We start from the raw sequence: 20,214 nt of genomic DNA, 5'->3' as shown, positions 1-20,214 counted from the left end.
CTGATACTGCTCCCGTTCTGCGTACCACCGTCCCGGTGGGATACCGTTCCACCGATAAACAGGAGGTCTGACGAATGTCCTTGACGGTGCACACGGAACAGCGCGGTGACGTGGTCGTCGTGTCGGTCGCGGGCGAGTTGGACATGGCCACCGCACCGCAGTTGCAGGACCAGATCACCGACCTGCTCGACAAGGGGCGCAGTCGCCTCGTGTTCGACCTGTCGGACGTCTCGTTCTGCGACTCTACCGGTCTGTCGGTCTTCGTCCGCGCGAAGAACAGCTGCGACGAGGCCGGCGGAGTGGTCCGGCTCGCCGCCCCCCAGCGCGGCGTGCTGCGGATCCTGGAGGTGAGTGGCCTGGTCGAGGTGCTGCACACGTATCCCACCGTCGAGCAGGCGGTCGCCGGCGATCCGACGCCGGCCTCCTCCTGACCGTGACGACTCAACGCTCGTCCTCGATGTAACGGGGGCGAGCGATCAGCACGCCCGCGCAGGTCTGCACGGCCAGGGCGACCAGCAGGAAGCCGATCGGCGCCAGCCATCCCCCGGTCGCGTCGTGCAGGATCCCGACCAGCAGCGGCCCCAGCGCCGCGATGACGTAACCCGTGCTCTGCGCGAAGGCCGACAGCGCCACCGTGCCGTCGGCGGTGCGGGCCCGCAGCCCGATGGTGGCCAGGATGAGCGGGAAGGCACCCTGCCCGAACGCCAACAGCACCACCCACACCAGCGCCCCGCCGCGCGGCGCGAACGCCAGACCCAGGTACGCCAGGCTGGAGGCGGCGGTCAGCGCGAAGACCAGCGGCCGCAGGCTGCCCAGTCGGCCGGCGAGCGTCGGCATCAGCAGCGCGATCGGCACCCCGAGCGCGGTCACTCCGGCGAGCAGCAGCCCGGCGTCCTGCGGGCGGAAACCCGCGTCCCGGAACATCTGGGCCAACCAGCCCATGATCGCGTAACCGCTCAGCGACTGCGCCCCGAAATAGACCGCCATCGCCCAGCCGAGCCGGGTGCGTCCCGGCCGGACACCCGACCGGGCGGCGATGCCACCGCGCCGTGCGGCGGCGCCGCCGCGCAGCGCCGCCGGCAGCCACGGCAGTACGGCCACCGCCGCCAGCCCGGCCCAGACACCCAGCCCGGCCCGCCAACTGCCGAAGGCGTGCGCCACCGGCACCGCGGACGCGGCGGCCACCGTCGTGCCCACCGTCAACGCCATCGTGTACGCCCCGGTGACCAGCCCGGTGCGATGCGGGAAGTGCTGCTTGACGAGCATCGGCAGGAGGATGTTCGCCACCGCGATGCCGGCCAGCGCGAGCGCGCTGGTGACCAGGAACACCACGGCCGAGCCGGTGACCGCCCGCAACACCTGCCCGACGGCGAGGGCCAGCATCGCCAGCACCAGCAGCCGGGCCGGGGAGAACCGGCGGACCAGCCACGGGGTGGCCGCGCCGAGCCCGGCGAACGCGATGGTGGGCAGGGTGGTGACGAGTCCGGCCATCGTCCCGGAGAGGGCCAGTCCGACGCGTACCTCGTCGAGCAGCGCGCCGAGGCTGGTGACGGCGGCCCGCAGGTTGAGCGCCACCAGCAGCATCCCGGCCAGCACCAGCCATGTCGGGTTGACCCGAGATGTGGTCGTAGCCGCGCCGCCGGCCGGGCCGACCGCGCCCGGGAACCCCGCAGCCGTGACAACTTCGCCGGTCGGGACGCCCCGACCGGCGACCGCACGCGTCGGGGCGGCCTGGCGGTTGACCGGGTTCCTTGGGACGGCGGGGACGGCAGGGGGTGACGGGGGCATGACCTCGAACCTACAATCATGGGATGAATTTCGGCGAGAGGTTGTAACCAGTGCCACCGGCAGTCGACGCCACCCCGGTGCCGCCGCGCGGCCGGCGGGTCCGGGAGACGATCGCCCAGCTCCGGCAGCGGATCATGGACGGCGAATGGCCGGTGGGCGGACGGATCCCCACCGAACCGCGACTGGTCGAGATCCTCGGCGTGGGGCGCAACACGGTGCGTGAGGCGGTCCGCGCGCTGGCCCACGCCGGGGTGCTGGAATGCCGCCAGGGCTCCGGCACCTACGTCCTGTCCACCGACGAACTCGCTCCGGTGGTGGCCCGCCGGCTCACCGACGACCGGATGACCGAGGTGATCGAGGTGCGCCGCGCCTTCGAGGTGGAGGCCGCCCGACTGGCCGCTCGGCGGCGTACCCCCGAGGACCTGGCCGCCCTCGACGACGCGCTCGCCGCCCGCGAGGCGGCCTGGCGCGGCGGCCGGGTCGCCGAGTTCGTGGCGGCCGACGCCGCGCTGCACACCGCGGTGGTCGCGGCGGCGCACAACGCCATGCTCGCCGAGTTGTACGCCTCGGTCGGCACCGCGATGCGCAGCACGCTCACCCAGGCCATGGGCGACGCGCTGACGCCGGACCGGCACGTCGACCACGCCCGGCTGGTGGCCGCCATCCGGGCCGGCGATCCGGAGCTGGCCGCCCGGGAGGCCGGCACTTTTCTGGAGCCCCCGCCCGGGGCATAGGTTGTCCCCGACATAGACGGGACACCTCGGGAGTACGGATGCTCAAGGGCTTCAAAGACTTCATCATGCGCGGCAACGTCATCGACCTCGCGGTGGGCGTCGTCATCGGTGCCGCCTTCACCGGCGTGGTCACCCAGCTCACCAAGTCCTTCCTGGAACCACTGATCCGGGTCTTCGTGCTGCTCATCACCGGCAGCGACAAGGGCATCGCCGGCACCGCGCCAGAAATCGAGGGCATTCCCTTCGACTGGATCGCCTTCGTCAACGCGACGATCACCTTCCTGCTCACCGCCGCCGCGCTGTACTTCCTGGTGGTGTTTCCGATGAACCGGCTGGCGGAGCGTCGCCAGCGGGGTGAGGAGCCGCCGCCGGCCGCGCCGAGCGAGGAGATCAAGTTGCTCACCGAGATCCGGGACGCCCTCGTCGCCGCCGGCCGGACCACCCCGGCGCAGCAGCGCGGCGCCCTGGACGACGTGCTCGGCCGGAGGGACGAACCGCCCGCCGCGCGCTGAATCCGGCAACCGCACATCGGCCCCTGCGGGATTCCCGCAGGGGCCGCCCTTGTCTCGAACAGATGTTCGATAGAGTCCGGGCCATGGAGCAGCGGAAACACCTGTGGAACGGGAAGTGGGGGCGGCTGGCCCGGCGGGACGTCTTCCTCCGGACGGATGCCGACCGATGGTTCGTCGAGCAACGCGCCGGCGGCGCCGAAGGCGTCTCCCGGTTCTACGAGTACGACACCGTCGACGAGGCCGAGGACACCATCCGCGCGCTGCTCCAAGGCACCGACACCTGGCGCGAACTGACCCCCCGCCCCCCAACCCCCTGACCCACCCACCCTCACCCTCACCCCCACCCCCACTCGCGTTGATCAAGAAGTTTTGGTCGGGATCCGCGCCGCTGCCGACCAAAACTTCTTGATCAACCGGGTGGGGTGCGGGGGCGGGTGGGGGTGGGTGGGTTTAGCGGGTGGGGAGGGTGGGAACCGCGCGGGGATGGAGCAGCAGGGCATCGATCAGCGGACAACCCTCTCGCGGGTCACCACCGGCATGCGGGTGGTCGACTCGGCCGGCGTCGACGTGGGCACCGTGGACCTCGTGCAGCGCGGCGACCCGAACGCGGTGACCGTGCAGGCACCGACCACCGACCCCGGGAGCAGCCTGGACGAACTGATCGAATCCGCGACCGTGGAGGAACCGGACGTGCCGGCGGACCTGGCCGCTCGACTGCTACGCACCGGCTACCTCAAGGTCTCCACCGAGCTGGTACCCACCGGCGCCGTCTACGTCCTCGCCGACCAGATCTCCACCGTCACCCCCACCGAGGTAACCCTCAACACCCCCGCCGCCACCCTCCCCCCAGAAGACTGACCCACCCCACCCACCCCTTGGTCGATCATGAAGTTATTGCGGCGGGTAAGCGCTTGCCGGGGTAATAACTTCATGATCAGCGCGGTGGCGGGTGGGACGCTGCGGGGTCGGGTGTTGGCGGACCGCCCAGAGGGCCACCTCGGTGCGGGAGGCGGTGCCGGTCTTACGGAGCAGGTTGGAGACGTGCACGGTGACCGTGCGTACCGAGATGCCCAGGGCGCGGGCCACCTGTTTGTTGGACATCCCGGCGACCAGGCAGTCGAGCACCTCCGCCTCCCGGCCGGTCAGGCAGACCGGGAGCGTGGCCGCCGACCCATCGGTGGATCCGGGCTCCGGCACGGCACGGCGGCGCGTCGACCGGCCGGGAGTGGACTCCGGCACGGCAGCCCGGGAGGCGGGCACGGCCGGACGGGAGGGGGGCGGCGCGGACTCGGCCAGCACCGGCGAGCCGGCCGCAGCCAGCAGGGTGTCGGGATCCTGCCCGGCGTACGCGGCGAGCAGTTCGGTGAGCGCGTACGGGTTGCCGTCGGTGCGCCGCCAGACCTCGTGCACCAGTTCGGGGCGTGGGGCCGGGTACACCTGGGTCAGCACCTCGGCGACCTCGGCCGGGCGCAGCGGGCCGAGGTGCTGGCGCACGACGCCGCGTACCCCGCAGAGGCGGGCCAGGGTCCGGCCGGCGAGTTCCGGTGAGACCGCGCGCGCGGCGGGCCTGGTCGCCACCACCAGCAGGGCCGGCAGCCCGTCGGCGGTGGCAAGTTCGCCGACCAGGTTGAGGCTGGCCGGATCGAGGGCGTGCAGGTCCTCCACCACGAGCACCGCCGGACCGGCGCCGACCAGCACCCGGACGGTACGCACGGCCAGCCGGAGCAGGGTGCCCGGGGCGTAACGCTCGCGCGGCGCGGTGGGCTGCTGGGCCAGCCAGGCCAGCGCGTCGGCCGGCAGGTCGAGCCGGGCGGTGTCGCGCCCGCTCAACACCGCGGCCAACCAGTCGTACGGGGCGGGGCTGTGCACCCGGGCGGCGCCGTTGAGCACCACCGCCGGTCGCGGGGTGAAGGCGTCCAGCGCGGCGGCGACCAGCAGGCTCTTGCCCACCCCCGGCCCCCCGGTGACGACCGCGACGGCCGGGGAGCGGCGGCGGCCCAGGACCACGCCGGACCAGGCCCGGTCCAGCTCAGCCAGCTCACCGGCACGCCCGACCATGGACACCGGCAACATTCCTCAACCCTACGCAGTAGTGCGTAGAGACGCGGGAAGGGTCTTCTTGGCAAGCTTGTCCCATGACGCTGATCCTCCGCTCGGCCATCCTCAACGACATCGGTCTGGTCCGGACCAACAACGAGGACTCCGCCCTCGCCGGCGAGCGCCTGGTCGCGGTGGCCGACGGCATGGGTGGCCTGCCCGCCGGTGAGGTGGCCAGCGAGATCGTCATCCGGATCCTCGACGAGCTGGTTCCGCCGACCGCGCCGGACGCCGCCACCGAGGCGCTGCGTGCCGTGGTGAGCACCGCCAACCAGCGCATCCACGCCGCGATCACCGCCGACCCGGCCCGCGACGGCATGGGTACGACGCTGACCGCGGCCCTGCTGGCCGGGGAGACGCTGGTGCTGGCGCAGGTCGGCGACTCCCGCTGCTATCTGCTCCGCGACGGCCAACTACGCCAGCTGACCCGGGACGACACGTTCGTGCAGGCGCTCGTCGACCAGGGTGCCCTCTCTCCCGAGCAGGCCCGCCACCACCCGCAACGCTCGCTTGTCACCCGGGCGGTACAGGGTGCCGACGCGCCGCCGACGATGGGCGCGGTGACCGTCGCCGCCGGTGACCGGCTGCTGCTGTGCAGCGACGGGCTCTCGGACTATGTGGCGCACGACGCGATCGCCGCCACGCTGGGCATGCACGCCGACCGCCACCAGTGCGGCGAACAGTTGGTGAAGCTCGCCCACCAGGCCGGTGCGCCCGACAACGTCACCGTGGTGATCTCCGATGTGGTGACCGGCTGAGGTACGCCGGCACCGGTCCGTCGGTCGGCCGCACCACACTAGGTAGTTGTGCCATCTAGATAGCGGCACTAGGGTTCGGCGGGTGGATTCCGACCGTCGGGGGCAGTGGCTGCGCGGGGTGCTCGACCTCTGCGTACTCGCCCTGCTGCGCGACGGCGAGTCCTACGGCTACCAGCTCGCCCAGTCACTCGACGCCGCGGGCGTCGGACCGATCCAGGGCGGCACGCTCTACCCGGTGCTGCTACGGCTGCAACGCACCGGTCTGGTCACCGCGCGGTGGCGGGAGGGCGACTCCGGTCCGGCCCGCAAGTACTACCAACTGACCGACGACGGGCGAGCGGCGCTGCGGCACGGCGGCAACGCCTGGTTGGCGTTCGTGGCCCCGGTGACCGGCATCGTCACGAAGGGGGTCGACGGGTGAACGCCGACGACTGGCTGCGCGCGTTCGCGGCCGAGCTGTACCAGCGCCGAGTGGACGGCGACACCGCCCGGCACGTGGTCGCCGAGGCGGCCACCCACCTGCGCGAGGGCGGCGGTGACCCGTGGCTGGTCTTCGGCACGCCACAGGCGTACGCCGCCGCCATCGTGGAGAGCATCGGCACCGCACCCGGCCCGCGTCCGGGCCCCGTCCGGCTGCACGCCCGGGGCCTCACCAAGCGGTACGGCCGACGCGTGGTGCTCCGCGACGCGTCCCTGACCGTACGGGCCGGACAGATCGCCGCCGTGGTCGGCGCGAACGGCTGCGGCAAGAGCACCTTCCTGCGGATCTGCGCCGGCCTGGTCTCGCCGGACGCCGGGGAGGTGACCGTCTCGGGCCGGTTGGGTTACTGCCCCCAACAGGGCGGCACCGCCGACTTCCTGCTGCCCGACGAGCATTTCGTACTGGTGGGCGCCGGTCAGGGCGTGGCGCGGGGGCCGGCTCGGCAGGCCGGCCGGGCGGCGGCCCGACAGCTCGGTTGGGACGCCGAGAACACCGTGCTCGCCCGGCACCTCTCCGGCGGTACGCGGCAGAAACTGAACCTCACCGTGTCCACCCTGACGCAGCCGGACGTGCTGCTGCTCGACGAGCCGTACCAGGGCTTCGACCAGGGCAGCTACGTCAACCTCTGGGACCAGCTGACCCGGCTGCGCGACGAGGGACGGGCCATCGTCGTGGTGACCCACCTGCTCAATCAACTCGACCGGGTCGACCTGGTCCTCGACCTGACCCCCGCCCAGCAGGGAGGCCGTTCGTGAACCGGCTGGTCACCGTGGCCGAGATGACGCTGCGGGAGCTGGCGCGCCGCCGGGGCGTACTCCTGCTCCTGCTGTTGATGCCGTTGACCTTCTGGCTGATCCGGCGGGACTCCTACGTCGGGCAGTCCGTACGCGCGCTGCTGCTCGGCATCAGCTGGGCGGTCAGCACGGCGGCGCTCTTCGCCACCAGCGCGGCCCGTGAACTGGAACCACGACTCCGGCTCGCCGGCTACCGGCCACACCACCTCTACCTCGGCCGGATGCTCGGCCTGTGGGCGCTCGGACTGGCGATCTCGGTGCCGTTCTTCCTGCTCACCGTCATCGACGCGAACAACCTGCGGTACGGCGGCATCGCCGTGGCGATGCTCTGCTGCGTGGCCGTGGCCGCACCGTTCGGCATGGTGATCGGTGCCCTGCTGCCCCGCGAACTCGAGGGCACGCTGCTGCTGCTCACCGTGGTGGCAATGCAGATGCTGCTCGACCCGGCCGCCGCGGGGGCGAAGCTGACGCCGTTCTGGTCCAGCCGGGAGATCGCCACCTGGGCGGTGGACCACACCGACGACGGTTACCTGACCCGGGGCGTCCTGCACGGGCTGGTGGTCACCGTGCTGCTGATCGTCACGGTGGCGGCCGTCTTCGCCGTCCGGCTGCGTCGACGCCGGCACCTGCACCACGTGCCGATCGCCTGATCCTCGCGCCCACGGCGGGCCCAGGTTCGTTGACACAGGCCCTAGCATCACGGGGTGCGCCTCAGACCCTCCATCGCCGCGGTCGCGTTCGGCGTCGCCATCGCCACCCTCACCGCGTGCAGCCCGTCCGTGCCGAGCGCCGACCCGCGCGGCGCGCAGGCCCCGGCGAGCGACCCGTCCACGACGCCGAGCGCGGGGCAGACGCCGGATGCGCCGGCCACTCCGGCGGCTCAGACCGGGCTGGGCAGCAGCCCGACTGCCAGCGCCAGCCCGACCCCGTCCCGTGCGTCCCGGGCTGCCCCCAACAGCGGCAACCCGAGCGGACGGGTGACCGTGCCGGCGGCCGGGCGGGCGGTCGACACATCGAAGCCGACCCGCACCGTCGGCAACGGCACCGCCGACAGCTGCACCTCCGCCGCCGTCATCCGGGCGGTCGCGGCCGGCGGCATCATCACCTTCGACTGCGGTCCCGACCCGGTGACCATCCGGATGACCGCCACCGCCAAGGTACGCAACGCCAACGGCCCGCAGGTGGTCCTCGACGGTGGTGGCAAGGTCACGCTCAGCGGGCAGGGCAAGCGGCGCATCCTCTACATGAACACCTGCGACGCGTTGCAGGGCTGGACCACCTCGCACTGCAACGACCAGGATCACCCGCGCCTGACCGTGCAGAACCTCACCTTCGCCGACGGCGACGCCACCGGCCAGCGCACCGACGGTGGGGGCGGTGGGGCGATCTTCGTCCGGGGTGGCCGGTTCAAGGTGGTCAACTCACGCTTCGTCGACAACCGCTGCGACCGGACCGGCCCGGACCTCGGCGGCGCCGCGATCCGGGTGCTCGACCAGCACGACGACCAGCCGGTGTACGTGGTCAACAGCACCTTCACCGGTGGCTCCTGCGCCAACGGCGGCGCGTTGAGCAGCATCGGTGTCTCCTGGGTGGTGCTCAACAGCGTGCTGCGGGACAACGAGGCGGTCGGCGAGGGCGCCAACCCGGCCCGCTCCGGCACGCCTGGCGGCGGCAGCGGCGGGGCGATCTACTGCGACGGCAACACGTTCTCCGTACGCCTCGCCGGCACGGTCATCGAGGACAACGACGCCCGGGAGGGCGGCGGGGCGATCTTCTTCGTCAGCAACGACCGCACCGGCACGCTGCGCGTCGAGAACTCGACCCTGCGCCGCAACCCCAGCCACGGCTTCGAAAACCACCCCGGCATCTTCTACCTGGGCTCCGGCAAGCCCACCTTCACCGCCTCCACCGTCCGCTGACCCGCCGACGGGTCAGTAGGGGTTGCCCTCGCCTGCCGGGAAGGTGGGTGAGATGGACATGGGTGGGCTGGCGGTACGGGATTGCGCGGCCAGGCCGGCGAAGAGTTCCCGCAGCGCGGTGACCGAGTCGACGCTCGGGCGCCAGCCGAGCTCGGTCTCGGCCCGCTCGCTGGACATCAGCGGCGCGTTGAGCGCCAGCTCGATCCAGCCGGCGTCGACCGGTTGCAGCCGGGCCCGCCAGGTGAGCGCCGCGGCGGCCCGCAGCACCGGGGCGGCCACCGGCACCGTCCAACCGTGGAAGTGCCGGGCCACCAGCTCCGGAGTCAGCACCGGGTCCGACGCGACATTGAAGGCGCCCCGCGCGTCACCCATGATCGCCCGGGCGTACGCGTCCGCCACGTCGTCGGCGTGCACCACCTGCATGCGCAGCCGCCGGTTGGTCGGCACCAGCGGCAGCCGACCGAACCGCAGCAGCCGAACCGGTGCCAGCGGGCCGAGGAAGTAGCGGCTGATCTCGGTGCCGGCCTCCCGCTGGAAGATCAACCCAGGACGCATCCGGACCAGGCGCAGCTCCGGATGGCTCCGCTCGATCCCGTCGAGCATCTCCTCCACCGTCGCCTTGTCCCGGCTGTACGACGACCCGGGTACCCCGGTGGCCGGCCAGCGCTCGCTGACCGGCACGTCCTTCGGACCGGGCGCGTAGGTGCCGACCGACGAGGCGTAGACCAGGGCCGGCACCCGCGCACGCAGCACCGCGTCGACCACCGCCCGACTGCCACCGACATTGGTCCGGTGCAACACGTGCTGGTCGTGGCTGGGCTGGATCTGCCAGGCCAGGTGCACCACCACGTCCGCACCGGCGAAGACACCGGCCAACTCGTCCGCCGCGCCGGCCAGCCCGATGTCGCAGGAGTGCCACGACACCCCGTCGTACGGCTCACCCGCACCCGGAGGCGGCAACCGCCGCGCCACCCCGACGATCTCCACTTCGGGCTCACGCCGTAACCGACGCAGCACCGCCGAGCCGACGTTCCCGCTCGCACCCACGACCACGATCCGCATGCCCGGTCCGTACCCGGTCAGCCGCTCTCCAAGCTTGCCGCCGCCGGCTCGGTGCCAGCCGCGCTCGGGGTGTCACCGGTACCGGCCGCTCAGCGGGCGAGCAGCGCGCCGATCAGGCAGGCGAAGGCGGCGACCGAGCTCACCGTCCGGACCAGGTTCCAGCGCACCCAGGGCGACTCGAACCACTGCCGTACCCCCGCCAGATCGTCGATCCCGTCGACCGGCCCGGCGGCCTCCAACCGGTTGTTGAGCGGCACGTTGCACCGCCCCGTGACAGCGAGCGTGACCAGGTGGCCGACCAGCGCCGCGACGAGCCAGCCGAGCACCGCACCGCCGCTGCCGAGGTGACCGACCACGGCCACCACCACGAGCAGCGGCCCACCGAGAAACGCCGACAGGAACCAACCGTTGATGATCTTTCGATTGATCGACTGCATGGTGCCGACCAGGGTCCGACCGTCGGTCGCGGCCAGACCTGGCATCACCGAGCAGGCGTACGCGAAGAACAGCCCCGCCACCAGCCCGGTGGTGAGCGTGGCCCCGGCCAGCACGGCGAGGCGGATCGGCTCCGACATTGCGGCACCTCCAGGAAGCAGGCAGCCCGGCCGACGACGAGACGCGCGGGCCGCTCAGCCGATCCTGCCAACCGGCGTCCACCCCGATCCGGCCGGAGCCGCTCCACGCATCGACGGCAGGCCGGAAGCCGCGAGCCCGCTCCCGCCGGTGTCCGGTAACCTGAGCGACGCGGGCCGCTAGCTCAATGGCAGAGCTGTGGACTTTTAATCCATAGGTTCAGGGTTCGAGTCCCTGGCGGCCCACTCTCACGCAGGTCAGCGGCCCTTTGCGGGATCGCTGTTCTTGTCTGCACGGCTCGTACAGCAGCGAACTACAGCAGTAGTGCCTTACCGGTCCAGGGCGTTGCGGAGTCGCTTGAGCGCGTCGCGGGTGGCCGCCGAGGAAACCACGTGTAGATCTCCATGGTGGGGCCGCACGCGCCGCCGCCTGGACGCGCGTCCGTCGCTCCGCTGGCGCTCCGACTCCGGCCACGCAACACGCCCGACGGCTGGCGCGGAGAGCGGAGAGCGGAAGCCCTGGGCCACCGCAGATGGAGACGGCGAGAAGAGTGGCAAGATTTGTCGCCGGCAGCAGGCCGCGCCGCGCTTGAGCAGCGCGGCGCAGGTGACGCGCCGACAGACCCGCCCGGCAAGCTCCAAGCATGGGGCAGTGCCCGCCGATGGCATGGCGGTTGTCCAGGGGTGAGCACCGCAGCCGCTCCGGTCAGGTCAACTGCTCGCCTGGGAGGGGAGGGTGCCCGTCGGCAGCCAGCTCCGACCCCGGGAGCCGGGTCCGCACCGGGCGAAGTTAGGTCAACTGCGTCACCGTGGCGGTGTCTGTCGGGGGCGCGGTCCGCGACACGAGAGCCGACCCAGCCCATCTACGGCGTCCGTCCGTGCGTCAAGGTCCGCTTGAGGTGGCGGGCCGGGCCGACCCGCTTCCCAGGTGGGCGGGTCGACGGGATGGTGACATTCGGTTAGAGGGGAAGCGCCGAACCTCAGTATCGCAATTAGGATGACGTGCATGACTTCTCCTGGCCGTGCTTTGGGGCCTACGCCCGGGCCCGGGGCCGCCGTGCAATCCAAAGAGGATACGTATAAAGATATATACAAGGAGAAATTCGGGGACAAGCTCACCGTCTTCTCAATTTGGACACTAGGTCTTCCTGTAGTCCTCCTCATGCTTGGCGGCGTCTTCGACATCGAAGCCATCAAGGTGCAGAATCTATATGTGCTGAACGTCGGCATTCTTCTGTCCGGAATCGGTGAGGCTCTGGCCTCGGGGGATGGCCATCACCGGAAGATGCATGTGTCGATAGGGGCCAACCTCGCCGCGATCATTTTCCTTATTCTGGCCTGGGTTATGACAGCCGTTAACCCTGAAGGCAACAAGTTCTTCGAGGGGTGGTGGTGCGCGGTGCTTGCGACCCTCATAACCACGATGGCCACAGTTGCTAACATCATGATTGGCGTGGGCCGAGATGCAGGAAAGGAGGTGGCGCGATGGATTGGATAGAAATCGCCGCCCTGGCTGCGCCCGTGGCTGCGATTATCTCCGGCTTGGCGTCAGCCCTTGCAGCTCGCAAGGCCGCCCGTTCGGCCAGACTTGCTAAGGAGGACTTGCGGGACGTGGCCCGTCAGGTCGTATTGGGCAAGGACGGGCAGGGCGGCAGTCGCCGCGGTGGCTCCTAGCCGACTGGTCGAACTTAAGCAGAGACGACGTTAGAACAATGCCATAGAGCCCGTGTGAGAGATTCGCGACGTCCCGACCAACCGCTTTCCAGCAGGTTCAGCGATGACGCTTCCTTCATCGATCAAGAGCCGAACAGCACTGAGCGTCTGTCCTGGGCGGAAGATGGTTTTATGAAGCGCGAAGCGGCGTAGGTCATCTAGGGTTGCTACCTGCCCAGGAAGGTTCACCAAGTGCTCCAAGATGAGTCGACGGAGCGGTCCTAGAAGTGGCTCGGGTCGGATGGGCAAGGTCTCCTGGTTTGGGTCCCGAGGGTCTCGGTAGCCAATTCCCTGATACGGGTCGACGCGCCAGATTGCATCCTTCATCTTCTCGAAGCCTCTGTCAGAATTCGTGCCAAAGACGAGATAGAGAAGATTGTTGCGCTCGTCGGCTAATTCAAAGTCCAGTACATACTGGAATCCGGCTTCATTTAAGACTCGACGGTACTGTGACTTGATATACTGGGCCTTATTCTCTTTGGGCTGAGCCTGGACATCACGCCACACCACGGGCCCGAATACTCTGTCCCCGTAGTGCCTTGGGTTAGATGCGAAACGCCAAAACTGGCTTGGCTGGATGGTTACGATTACCTCGCCCGCTTTGCTGGCGGCGGTCCGTTTTAGGATCTTAAAATCAACGGCTGACCCCCAAGTGTCGAGAATCAGCAGCAGCGGCTTGTTCCAAGCGCGGTGTTCATCAAGCAGAGGAAGGAGATCCTCTCGGCAGTTGCCCTTCTGGGTTTCAACGACTAAGCCGCGAGCTGCGAGTTCCACCCTGTCAAGCGTCCCAAGCTCACGGAGAAGGACACCCCTCAAGTAGTCGACGCGTGACTGGCTGTCTTCTAGGAGTAGGAAGCGACCCTCTCGGCCGGGCCCTGGCGGCATTTTGCAGCCGAGGGCCGACCTGAGGGCGATGATTGGCGAACCGGGCGAACCATCCTTGTACTCGCCAGGGCCCGAGAACCCTTCGGCGTAGGTGACCCCTTTCGAGCCATAGGCCGACTGAAGCAGGATGGGGAACCACGCATCGAAGTAACTGCGGTATACGAGGTGCTTTGCGGCCGTGTGCGGGTCTTTGCCCCACAGCACATCGTCAGGCGTCGGCAAGGTTCCCCCTGTCTACGGTCCGCAGTTGTTCGGACACCGTATGACAGGAAGCCTTGATCGGCTACCCCCGATGTCGAACGGCTGACATGACGGGAAGACCCGGCATCTCGTCCCAGGTCTCGCCATCCAGGTCTCGGCCGCCCGCCTTTGGCGTCCTACCGCCCCACTGCTTGAAGAAGAAGGCGACACCGTCCTCTTGACACTGATCGCGGAGGTCGCGGACCCATGCAGGGTCTACAGGCCGGGCGCCCACACCTGACTCACCTCCAGCGATAAGCCAATCGATACCGCTCAGGTCGAGGGGAGTCATGGGACCGAGAAGGGGCTCAGCGGAGATGAACCGGACTGCCGCCGGCACAGTCCTCAGGTCATCGATCCGGCCGACCTCGGAGGAATCTTCCACGCTGACACCCATCCAGACGTTGCTGGGCCAGGTAAGCCGTGGAGCGAGCTTCGCTAGCCGAGAAGCCCGTTTAGTGAGTACCTGGTAGGTGTGCTGAGGGGTTGCCGCCATGACGTCAAAGACTTGCTCGACGAAGTCGAAGGACACCCGGGCATGGAACAAGTCGCTCATTGAGTTGACGAACACGATCCGAGGCTCTCGCCACCGGAGAGGGAGAGCCAGCTCGGCCTGATGAGTGGCTACGCCGAAGCCGGGCCCAGAGGTTCGCGGGTCGCCATCCGTCTGGTACTTGGGTGACCCCATGGCCTTCAGACGCTTCGCGAGCGTCAGGGCGTAGCAGTGATCGCAGCCGCGCGAGATGCGATCACAGCCGGTTGTCGGGTTCCATGTGGCTTCGGTCCACTCGATGGCGCTCTTGTCTGCCATTGCCACACTCCCAGGCCGTTTGAGCCGATTCTGTCGAACAAGCGTACGGATTGAAAGGTGTGGAGGCGATCTTTCTTCACGGCCGAGCGCGTGAGCCGGACGTCCGTACTCAGCTCAATCAACTTGTAGGAGGCAGCTTCAGACGCGGCTAGGCCGTCACCAGGCACCGTCAGAGGTCAATCAAGAGTGACCAACGGCGACCAATGACAATGGCGTCTGCCCAGGTGGCGAGGCGTGGCCGGTTCGATGACCAGGCCAGCCACAAGCGCCTTACCTGTAGTTGGTGAACTGAGGAGTAGGCGGAGGGACACTCTCAGTCTCTGACCCAGAACTGCCAGTCGTCAGGCGCAGGAGGCCACGATGGATCGGGCCGCCAGCCTTCGGGCGGGACCCAGCCTGCGGGCGGGGGCGGCCATCCCGGTGGAACCACGAACCGCCATTGCTGCGCTCGGGCAACATCGTGACCGTGGCTCTGCGCAGCCGCCTTTTGTGCCGGCCGGGCTCCTTCAGCCGCCGGCGGCGCATCCAACCAGGCATCAGTCAGCGAGCTGGCCTTGCACACGTTCAGGGTCACGTCGGCCTTGACCCGGTTGCCCTTCAGGACTGCACGGGCCGCCGTCAGCATGTCGAGTTCCGAGAGGTGGGCGAGCACCGGCAACATCTCGGCTGACGTTGCGGGGCTCAGGGTGCCGGCGGGTTCGCCGTTGACTCGAACCTCTACCAGCGTCCGCGTCGATCGAGCCCGCTGCTGCTCAACCTGGTGCAACGTCACATAGATCCAGCACTCGCCCTGCGGGCTCACCATCTGAGCCAAGTGAGTCATGTGCTTCTCTTCGCCCGCCACTTGGACGACGCGGCCTTGGGGAAGCATCACATGCAGGTCGGCCGGCGGCATGTTCGCTGGAACGATCATGTGCGGTTCAGCGAGGTCGAGAGTCACCGATCCCATGAACTGGGGCAGGCGGCGCCCGTCCCAGTCTTCCTCTTCACGTCCCCAGATGCGGGCTCGGACCTGGGGGGTCCAGCCCTGGTTGACGAGCGCCATGAGGACCGGCGAGTAAACCTTGGCCTGATCTTTTGGTAGATGCCCGAGAGTTTGCCCACCGTAGGCGATCTTGACGGCATTCGGATCGAACCGGTTGGTGGGCTCCGGGATGAGGTACACGTCCTTCTCTACCTCAGACCCGTACGACTTGAAGTCCGCGCCAAGTGCCGCACGGATTTCCTTGGCGTAGTTGGACTCGCCTACGACCTCCTGGTTGCACCAGCCTCGCTGGCCCCACAGGTCAAATGGTCGGATCATTGGCGGAGGCTACCGTTCCCGACCGAGCCCTCGTCAGCCCAGACACATGCAAGTGTCAGGTAGTCGACACCGTGTGGCCGAGACGTTAGACAGCGAGGCAGCAAAGAGGCAGCGGAAGCCCTCGATGCGGGTCGGTCCGGAACCTCAACCGATGGATCCAGACCCCTGCTCGTCGACGCTGGCCGCCACCGGCTGGCAGCAGCCGACAGCTTGAGACCACATCCCCCCGGCGGGGATCGTCGTGCACCGAGTCGAATCGGCGGCGTGCCGTGAGGCGGCGGCTCGGTACCGCCGGTCGGATACTGGCCGGATGGCGGAGGAACAGGGCATCGGATCGACGCGGTGGACGATCCACGGTGAGCGAGTGGTGGACGGTAGCCGGCGGGCGCGGTTGAGCATTGCCGATGTGGAACTGCCCGATGGGGTCCGCTTCGAGCAGTACGTGATCCGTGCGCCCCGGTCGGCAATGGTTGCCGTGCTTGACGGTCAGGAGCGCTTGTTGCTGATGCGGCGGCACCGGTTCGTGTTCGATCGGTGGGTGTGGGAGCTGCCGGGTGGCTACGTCGATGGTGGGGAGCAGCCAGCGGCGTGTGCGATCCGGGAGGTCGAGGAGGAGACCGGGTGGCGTCCGGCTGCGGTGGAGCCATTGCTGTCGTTCCAGCCATGGGTAGCGACCGCGGATGCGGAGAATCTGCTGTTTCTTGCTCGGGATGCGAAGCACACCGGTGCTCCGGTCGATGTCAACGAGGCCGAGCGGGTCGCCTGGATCCCGCTGGAGGAGGCGCGGCAATTCGTCTCCCAGGGTGAGATCGCGGGTGCCGGTACGGTGATCGCGGTGCTGGAACTGGTGGCGCGTAAGGCCCGGGGCGAGTTGTAGTCAGCGGCGTTGCCCGAGGGCGGCGTCGATACGGGTGATGAGGTGTCGGACGGCTGGTCGGCGGCGGTGCGCCATGAGATCCGTTTGCAGATCGCGGACGTAACCGACGGCGCGGGCGGACTTTAGTTGTGCGGTCAGGGTGAGGGCTTGGCCGCCGATGAGGCTGGCGCGTTCGGGCTCGCCGTAGCGGGCCTGGATGGTGGCGAGGAGTGCGAGGTTGAAGGCTTTGCCGCGTACGTAGCGTTCGTCCATCCGCAGCGAGCGAGCGGCGAAGCGTTCGGCCTGGCGGTGTTGGCCGAGTGCCGTGAAGCAGTGGCCGAATTTGGCTGACAGGTACGCCTCGTCAAAGTAGCCAAGCCATTGTGGCTCGCGTGTGCGGTCGGCCCGGTCGAGGGCTTGTTCCGCCTGGTGCAGTGCGGTGGCGCAGGCGGGTGCGTCGTGGGCGGTGGCGTGGGCGTGGGCTTCCATGACCAGCGCCTCGGCGGTCAGCACGGTGATTCCGGCGCGGTGTGCGGTCTCCCGGGCGGCGCGGGCGAGGTCGACGCCGGTGGCGGTGTGGCCGAGGTAGGTGGCTTGGTGGCTCATCGCGGCGAGGATTTCGGCGCCCAGGCCGGCGTCGGCGGCTGTTCGGGCCAGGTCGAGGGCGTCGGTGAGGTATCGCTGGGCGAGGCCGTGTTCGGCTATGTCGTACGCCTGCCAACCGGCAAGCTGTGTCAGCTCGGCGACGGCGGCGAGCAGCTTGCGGCCGGTTGCCGGATCGTATCGGCCCTCGGTCACCAGCGGCGTGACCTCATGGTGGAGGTAGCGGGTGACGTTGTCGCGGGCGTGGCCGCCGCCGTACTGGTTGTCGAGTCGCCGGTACGTGGCGGTCATCTCGCGGATGGTGTCGATGTCGGGCTGACCGACCGTTCGGCGTCCCTCCTGTGCGACGGGTTGCGGGCCTGCGGCGGTGAACCAGCGCAGGGCGGGCAGCGTGTATGCGGAGGAGCTGAACACTGTCTGGCGGAGCAGTTCTCGACGGTTCACGTCGCCTTCCCATAGCTGTGCGGCAGCGCGGATGTCGTCGCGCCAGGAGCGGTTGGCCGGCGGATCACTGTGCCGGCCGTGCCGATGGTCGGCCATGTCCGCGCGATATGACCGCTGGCGAGGCGCGAGACCGAGCGTCATCCGTGATTCGTCGGGCATGCCGCAACCGTCGGCGATCCGTTCCAGGACGTCGATGGAGGTCACTCGCCGACCGGCGACAATCCGGCTGACGTAGCCCTGCTCCAGGCCGACGGCAGCCCCGATGCGGGTCTGACTCGCGCCGGTGTGCCGGGCGATCAGCCGAAACAGGGCACCGATATCGCGGGCGACCAAAGCCGCACGGATGTCCTTGTGCGACCAGAGGCCATCGGGAATCCGAAGGTGATCGAGCAGCACAGCGGCTCCCAGCGTCGTCAGGTGACTACTCATGGTGCTCAATCTGGAGCCTAGGGTAGCTGTCCGGGCAGGTCGAGGCCGCCCATATCACCGTGACATGACCAGCGGACATGGCCGCGCCGCCCTGTTCGACGGAATCGTCTCGGACATGTTCTTCGATGTCGACAACCCGCCGGAGTCTGGCGAGGACAGGCACCCGCCACAGCTCAGAACATTCCGTCGGACCCGCCTTTCCGGCGCTCGACGAGGGGGCGGGACTGTGACGCTGCGATCCCACCTGTACGTGCTGATGCGGTGGCTGCTGGGGCGTCCGGAGCCGCCACCACCGCCGGGGACCGGACAGCGGTACCAGGAAATTGAGCAGACGGCGGCGCAGCAACGGTTGCTCGACCATGCGGCACGCCTACGGTCCGACGGCGGCCACGAGCGGCCGTGGGACCTGCCCAGCGAACCAGCCAGCGGACCTGGGCCGGGGAACCTCCGGTGAGCCGAGCCGTGGCCGGCGCGTCCGGACGGGCGACTCCGAGCAGGCGGCGCGTCTCGTACGACGAGTACCTCTCAGCCACCGCGTTGACTTTCGCCCGACGGCATCGGCCGGTGTGGTCGTGGCGGCTCTGGCGGCGCATCTGCGGTTGCGGAGCCGACCTGCCGTGCCGAGCTCGGCACCGGATTCCGATCAACCGTGACCACTGGCCACAGGAGGACGAACAGTGACCAGCGGTCCGGAGTGGCTGATTCTCGCAGTGCATGTGCGGGGGCTCGACGGCATGTGCGCTGGATGTCGCGCTTGGTGGTCGCGGCTGTCGCCGTACCCGTGCTGGCAGGTGGACTGGGCGACCAGCCGGCAGGCCCGCGCGAGCGTGGCCCAGTTCCTTGGCGGCGTGCCGTGACCACCCACGGGCCGGTCCTGCCGATCTGGAGCTGCGGCGGCTGCGACCTGCCCTGGCCCTGCCCGACCCGGCGGCGAGAACTACGCGCGGAGTACGCCGACGCGCCGGTGTCGCTTGCCCTTTACCTCGGTGGCTATCTCGTGCAGGCAGCCGAGGACATGCCCTGGGCGCCGGCCGGCGCACTGCACCGCCGCTTCATCGGCTGGACCCGTCAGCCGGCGGAAGTACAGCAGCGAAGTACAGCAACCGTGCCAGCCGAACCCGACCGAGAAGCGCGCCAGCAGCCCGGATGACCTCGAACCACACCGCAGAAGACCGGTTCGCCGGCAATCCATAGGTTCAGGGTTCGAGTCCCTGGCGGCCCACCGACCGAGGTCATTCAGCTCTCGACCTGCGCTTCTCGGTTCGTATGCTGTCCCGAGGTATAGGCTGGGCTATACTCAGTCCCATGCCTCACGGTTCCGATCGTCGCTGGGCGATCAGAACGACCAGCGATGTCCGCGACTGGTTGCGCTCGCTCCGCCAAACCGATCCGGCGACGTACCGGTCGGTCAACGTGGCGATCGACATGCTCGCTGACGCCGGCCCGGGTTTGGGGCGTCCACTGGTCGACACGCTCAAAGGCTCGAATATCAGCAACCTCAAGGAGCTGCGACCGAGGTCTGGGGCGGGAAGTCGCCGTCCGGGTTCTGTTCGTCTTCGACCCCAGGTCGCAGGCGGTGCTGTTGGTGGCCGGCAACAAGGCCGGCGACTGGTCTCGATGGTATGAGGAAGCGATCCCGGTCGCCGAGGTCGCGTACGAGGGCTGGCTCGCCTTTGAGAGGAAGCGGAGGGAGGGCTGATGGGCGACTTCCATGACTGGGACGACATCCGTGCCGAGTTGCACGACGGGGACGACGGCGCGCTCGATGTGGAGCGCGCCCGTACCGAGGCGTGGGTCAGTGCGTTCCACCTTGCCGAGGAGCGTAAGCGGCTCGGTCTCACTCAGCGGCAGGTGGCCGAGTTGATGGGGGTCACGCCGGGCCGGGTCAGCCAGATCGAGAACGGCGACCTGGAGGCCAACGAGGTCGCGACCCTGAGCCGGTACGCCCGAGCGCTGGGCGCTCGGATGCGGATCATCTTCGACTACGGCGGCGATCTCCGTCAGATCGCCTGATCTTGCGCCGGGCCGCCGGGCCGCGCTCCTGACCTGCGCATCCGCAGCGGGAACGGGCCGCCGGCGATAGTCGCTGGCCTGCCGCGCTGGTGGCTCAATGAGCAGGCGAGCGCCTATGTCGCTCCAGAAGGCGGCGCAACGGCTCCGCGCATTTCGGCCACCCTGGGCTGCGAGTGGCCGCAGCCTCTGCGGAACATCTG

23 protein-coding genes, 1 tRNA gene and 2 pseudogenes are annotated in these 20,214 nt (G+C 69.1%); 18 read left to right on the top strand and 8 right to left on the bottom strand.

All coding sequences use genetic code 11. The features are described from left to right. The first annotated feature begins 74 nt into the window (after window positions 1-74). The gene (locus O7597_RS13065; protein ID WP_093403921.1) at window positions 75-431 is read left to right on the top strand and encodes an STAS domain-containing protein; all 357 of its coding nucleotides are present in this window, start codon (window positions 75-77) and stop codon (window positions 429-431) included. A 10-nt stretch (window positions 432-441) separates the two neighbouring features. Here O7597_RS13065 and O7597_RS13060 read toward each other — a convergent pair whose 3' ends face one another. Further along, a complete protein-coding gene (locus O7597_RS13060; RefSeq protein WP_281582843.1) occupies window positions 442-1,788 on the bottom strand; it encodes an MFS transporter in 1,347 nt (448 codons plus the stop codon). Between the two features lie 50 nt (window positions 1,789-1,838). Here O7597_RS13060 and O7597_RS13055 point away from each other — a divergent pair, with 50 nt between their 5' ends. From O7597_RS13055 to O7597_RS13040, 4 genes are all read left to right on the top strand, one after another. Next, window positions 1,839-2,522, top strand: coding sequence for an FCD domain-containing protein (locus tag O7597_RS13055; protein ID WP_281582842.1), 684 nt, complete (start codon window positions 1,839-1,841; stop codon window positions 2,520-2,522). 38 nt (window positions 2,523-2,560) lie between these two features. Next, window positions 2,561-3,034: a large conductance mechanosensitive channel protein MscL gene (gene mscL / locus O7597_RS13050; RefSeq protein ID WP_269740331.1), complete on the top strand. Its 474-nt coding sequence runs from the start codon at window positions 2,561-2,563 to the stop codon at window positions 3,032-3,034. Window positions 3,035-3,117: 83 nt separating this feature from the next. Next, complete coding sequence (locus O7597_RS13045; RefSeq protein WP_164446583.1) at window positions 3,118-3,351, top strand: hypothetical protein; 234 nt, start codon at window positions 3,118-3,120, stop codon at window positions 3,349-3,351. Window positions 3,352-3,532: 181 nt separating this feature from the next. Further along, window positions 3,533-3,892 carry a hypothetical protein gene (locus tag O7597_RS13040; RefSeq protein WP_281583247.1) on the top strand — a complete coding sequence of 120 codons (360 nt, stop codon included), beginning with the start codon at window positions 3,533-3,535 and terminating at the stop codon, window positions 3,890-3,892. 33 nt (window positions 3,893-3,925) lie between these two features. On the opposite strand, the gene O7597_RS13035 is transcribed toward O7597_RS13040, so the two are convergent. Continuing rightward, window positions 3,926-5,107, bottom strand: a complete 1,182-nt coding sequence (locus tag O7597_RS13035) for a LuxR C-terminal-related transcriptional regulator (RefSeq protein WP_269740332.1) — start codon at window positions 5,105-5,107, stop codon at window positions 3,926-3,928. Between the two features lie 62 nt (window positions 5,108-5,169). On the opposite strand from O7597_RS13035, the gene O7597_RS13030 reads away from it, so the two are divergent. From O7597_RS13030 to O7597_RS13010, 5 genes are all read left to right on the top strand, one after another. After that, the gene (locus O7597_RS13030; protein ID WP_269740333.1) at window positions 5,170-5,889 is read left to right on the top strand and encodes a protein phosphatase 2C domain-containing protein; all 720 of its coding nucleotides are present in this window, start codon (window positions 5,170-5,172) and stop codon (window positions 5,887-5,889) included. Window positions 5,890-5,971: 82 nt separating this feature from the next. After that, window positions 5,972-6,310, top strand: coding sequence for a PadR family transcriptional regulator (locus O7597_RS13025; RefSeq protein WP_093403911.1), 339 nt, complete (start codon window positions 5,972-5,974; stop codon window positions 6,308-6,310). After that, window positions 6,307-7,125, top strand: a complete 819-nt coding sequence (locus O7597_RS13020; protein WP_281582841.1) for an ATP-binding cassette domain-containing protein — start codon at window positions 6,307-6,309, stop codon at window positions 7,123-7,125. Before O7597_RS13025 ends, O7597_RS13020 begins: the two co-directional genes overlap by 4 nt. Further along, window positions 7,122-7,814 (top strand): ABC transporter permease, encoded by a 693-nt coding sequence (locus O7597_RS13015; RefSeq protein WP_281582840.1) that lies wholly within the window; start codon window positions 7,122-7,124, stop codon window positions 7,812-7,814. Before O7597_RS13020 ends, O7597_RS13015 begins: the two co-directional genes overlap by 4 nt. 54 nt (window positions 7,815-7,868) lie before the next feature. After that, window positions 7,869-9,083, top strand: a complete 1,215-nt coding sequence (locus O7597_RS13010; RefSeq protein WP_281582839.1) for a hypothetical protein — start codon at window positions 7,869-7,871, stop codon at window positions 9,081-9,083. Between the two features lie 12 nt (window positions 9,084-9,095). Here O7597_RS13010 and O7597_RS13005 read toward each other — a convergent pair whose 3' ends face one another. Further along, complete coding sequence (locus tag O7597_RS13005) at window positions 9,096-10,145, bottom strand: NAD-dependent epimerase/dehydratase family protein (protein ID WP_281582838.1); 1,050 nt, start codon at window positions 10,143-10,145, stop codon at window positions 9,096-9,098. A gap of 89 nt (window positions 10,146-10,234) precedes the next feature. Continuing rightward, window positions 10,235-10,720, bottom strand: a complete 486-nt coding sequence (locus O7597_RS13000) for an anthrone oxygenase family protein (RefSeq protein ID WP_281582837.1) — start codon at window positions 10,718-10,720, stop codon at window positions 10,235-10,237. Window positions 10,721-10,891: 171 nt separating this feature from the next. On the opposite strand from O7597_RS13000, the gene O7597_RS12995 reads away from it, so the two are divergent. Together O7597_RS12995 and O7597_RS12990 are read left to right on the top strand one after the other, a co-directional pair. Further along, window positions 10,892-10,963: transfer RNA gene (locus tag O7597_RS12995), tRNA-Lys, on the top strand. A gap of 760 nt (window positions 10,964-11,723) precedes the next feature. Further along, the gene (locus tag O7597_RS12990) at window positions 11,724-12,215 is read left to right on the top strand and encodes a hypothetical protein (protein WP_281582836.1); all 492 of its coding nucleotides are present in this window, start codon (window positions 11,724-11,726) and stop codon (window positions 12,213-12,215) included. Window positions 12,216-12,421: 206 nt separating this feature from the next. Here the strand turns inward: O7597_RS12990 and tcmP are convergent, their stop codons facing one another. From tcmP to O7597_RS12975, 3 genes are all read right to left on the bottom strand, one after another. After that, window positions 12,422-13,537 carry a three-Cys-motif partner protein TcmP gene (tcmP, locus tag O7597_RS12985; RefSeq protein WP_281582835.1) on the bottom strand — a complete coding sequence of 372 codons (1,116 nt, stop codon included), beginning with the start codon at window positions 13,535-13,537 and terminating at the stop codon, window positions 12,422-12,424. A 61-nt stretch (window positions 13,538-13,598) separates the two neighbouring features. Then, entirely contained in the window at window positions 13,599-14,366 is a 768-nt protein-coding gene (locus tag O7597_RS12980) for a phage Gp37/Gp68 family protein (RefSeq protein WP_281582834.1), read from the bottom strand. A 313-nt stretch (window positions 14,367-14,679) separates the two neighbouring features. Further along, window positions 14,680-15,669 carry an HIRAN domain-containing protein gene (locus O7597_RS12975; RefSeq protein WP_281582833.1) on the bottom strand — a complete coding sequence of 330 codons (990 nt, stop codon included), beginning with the start codon at window positions 15,667-15,669 and terminating at the stop codon, window positions 14,680-14,682. A gap of 310 nt (window positions 15,670-15,979) precedes the next feature. On the opposite strand from O7597_RS12975, the gene O7597_RS12970 reads away from it, so the two are divergent. Further along, on the top strand, window positions 15,980-16,546 hold the full coding sequence (locus O7597_RS12970; RefSeq protein WP_281582832.1) for an NUDIX hydrolase: 567 nt from the start codon (window positions 15,980-15,982) through the stop codon (window positions 16,544-16,546). Here O7597_RS12970 and O7597_RS12965 read toward each other — a convergent pair whose 3' ends face one another. Continuing rightward, a complete protein-coding gene (locus O7597_RS12965; RefSeq protein ID WP_281583246.1) occupies window positions 16,547-17,968 on the bottom strand; it encodes a helix-turn-helix transcriptional regulator in 1,422 nt (473 codons plus the stop codon). A 259-nt stretch (window positions 17,969-18,227) separates the two neighbouring features. Here O7597_RS12965 and O7597_RS12960 point away from each other — a divergent pair, with 259 nt between their 5' ends. From O7597_RS12960 to O7597_RS12945, 5 genes and pseudogenes are all read left to right on the top strand, one after another. Continuing rightward, the gene (locus tag O7597_RS12960; protein WP_281582831.1) at window positions 18,228-18,455 is read left to right on the top strand and encodes a hypothetical protein; all 228 of its coding nucleotides are present in this window, start codon (window positions 18,228-18,230) and stop codon (window positions 18,453-18,455) included. Window positions 18,456-18,510: 55 nt separating this feature from the next. Then, window positions 18,511-18,858 (top strand): annotated as a pseudogene (locus O7597_RS31755) (hypothetical protein); the annotation flags it as partial. Continuing rightward, window positions 18,747-19,151 carry a hypothetical protein gene (locus O7597_RS12955; RefSeq protein ID WP_281582830.1) on the top strand — a complete coding sequence of 135 codons (405 nt, stop codon included), beginning with the start codon at window positions 18,747-18,749 and terminating at the stop codon, window positions 19,149-19,151. The pseudogene O7597_RS31755 and the gene O7597_RS12955, both read left to right, overlap by 112 nt. A 155-nt stretch (window positions 19,152-19,306) precedes the next feature. Continuing rightward, a pseudogene (locus tag O7597_RS12950) lies at window positions 19,307-19,700 on the top strand (type II toxin-antitoxin system RelE/ParE family toxin). Further along, entirely contained in the window at window positions 19,700-20,014 is a 315-nt protein-coding gene (locus tag O7597_RS12945; protein WP_281582829.1) for a helix-turn-helix transcriptional regulator, read from the top strand. Before O7597_RS12950 ends, O7597_RS12945 begins: the two are co-directional and overlap by 1 nt. The last annotated feature ends 200 nt before the right edge of the window (window positions 20,015-20,214 follow it).

The sequence above is a fragment of the Verrucosispora sp. WMMC514 genome, assembly GCF_027497295.1.
In the GTDB taxonomy this organism is placed as follows: Bacteria; Actinomycetota; Actinomycetes; order Mycobacteriales; family Micromonosporaceae; genus Micromonospora; species Micromonospora palythoicola.
This window is presented reverse-complemented; position numbering and strand designations above follow the sequence as displayed.

Bases quoted from the DNA above. Each gene is read 5' to 3' on its own strand.
- O7597_RS12970 (WP_281582832.1), top strand. From the start codon at position 15,980: ATGGCGGAGGAACAGGGCATCGGATCGACGCGGTGGACGATCCACGGT.
- O7597_RS12990 (WP_281582836.1), top strand. From the start codon at position 11,724: ATGACTTCTCCTGGCCGTGCTTTGGGGCCTACGCCCGGGCCCGGGGCC.
- O7597_RS13030 (WP_269740333.1), top strand. From the start codon at position 5,170: ATGACGCTGATCCTCCGCTCGGCCATCCTCAACGACATCGGTCTGGTC.
- O7597_RS13045 (WP_164446583.1), top strand. From the start codon at position 3,118: ATGGAGCAGCGGAAACACCTGTGGAACGGGAAGTGGGGGCGGCTGGCC.
- O7597_RS12945 (WP_281582829.1), top strand. From the start codon at position 19,700: ATGGGCGACTTCCATGACTGGGACGACATCCGTGCCGAGTTGCACGAC.
- O7597_RS13065 (WP_093403921.1), top strand. From the start codon at position 75: ATGTCCTTGACGGTGCACACGGAACAGCGCGGTGACGTGGTCGTCGTG.
- O7597_RS13060 (WP_281582843.1), bottom strand. From the start codon at position 1,788: ATGCCCCCGTCACCCCCTGCCGTCCCCGCCGTCCCAAGGAACCCGGTC.
- O7597_RS12980 (WP_281582834.1), bottom strand. From the start codon at position 14,366: ATGGCAGACAAGAGCGCCATCGAGTGGACCGAAGCCACATGGAACCCG.
- O7597_RS12975 (WP_281582833.1), bottom strand. From the start codon at position 15,669: ATGATCCGACCATTTGACCTGTGGGGCCAGCGAGGCTGGTGCAACCAG.
- O7597_RS12955 (WP_281582830.1), top strand. From the start codon at position 18,747: ATGTCGCGCTTGGTGGTCGCGGCTGTCGCCGTACCCGTGCTGGCAGGT.
- O7597_RS13005 (WP_281582838.1), bottom strand. From the start codon at position 10,145: ATGCGGATCGTGGTCGTGGGTGCGAGCGGGAACGTCGGCTCGGCGGTG.
- O7597_RS13000 (WP_281582837.1), bottom strand. From the start codon at position 10,720: ATGTCGGAGCCGATCCGCCTCGCCGTGCTGGCCGGGGCCACGCTCACC.
- O7597_RS13035 (WP_269740332.1), bottom strand. From the start codon at position 5,107: ATGTTGCCGGTGTCCATGGTCGGGCGTGCCGGTGAGCTGGCTGAGCTG.
- mscL (WP_269740331.1), top strand. From the start codon at position 2,561: ATGCTCAAGGGCTTCAAAGACTTCATCATGCGCGGCAACGTCATCGAC.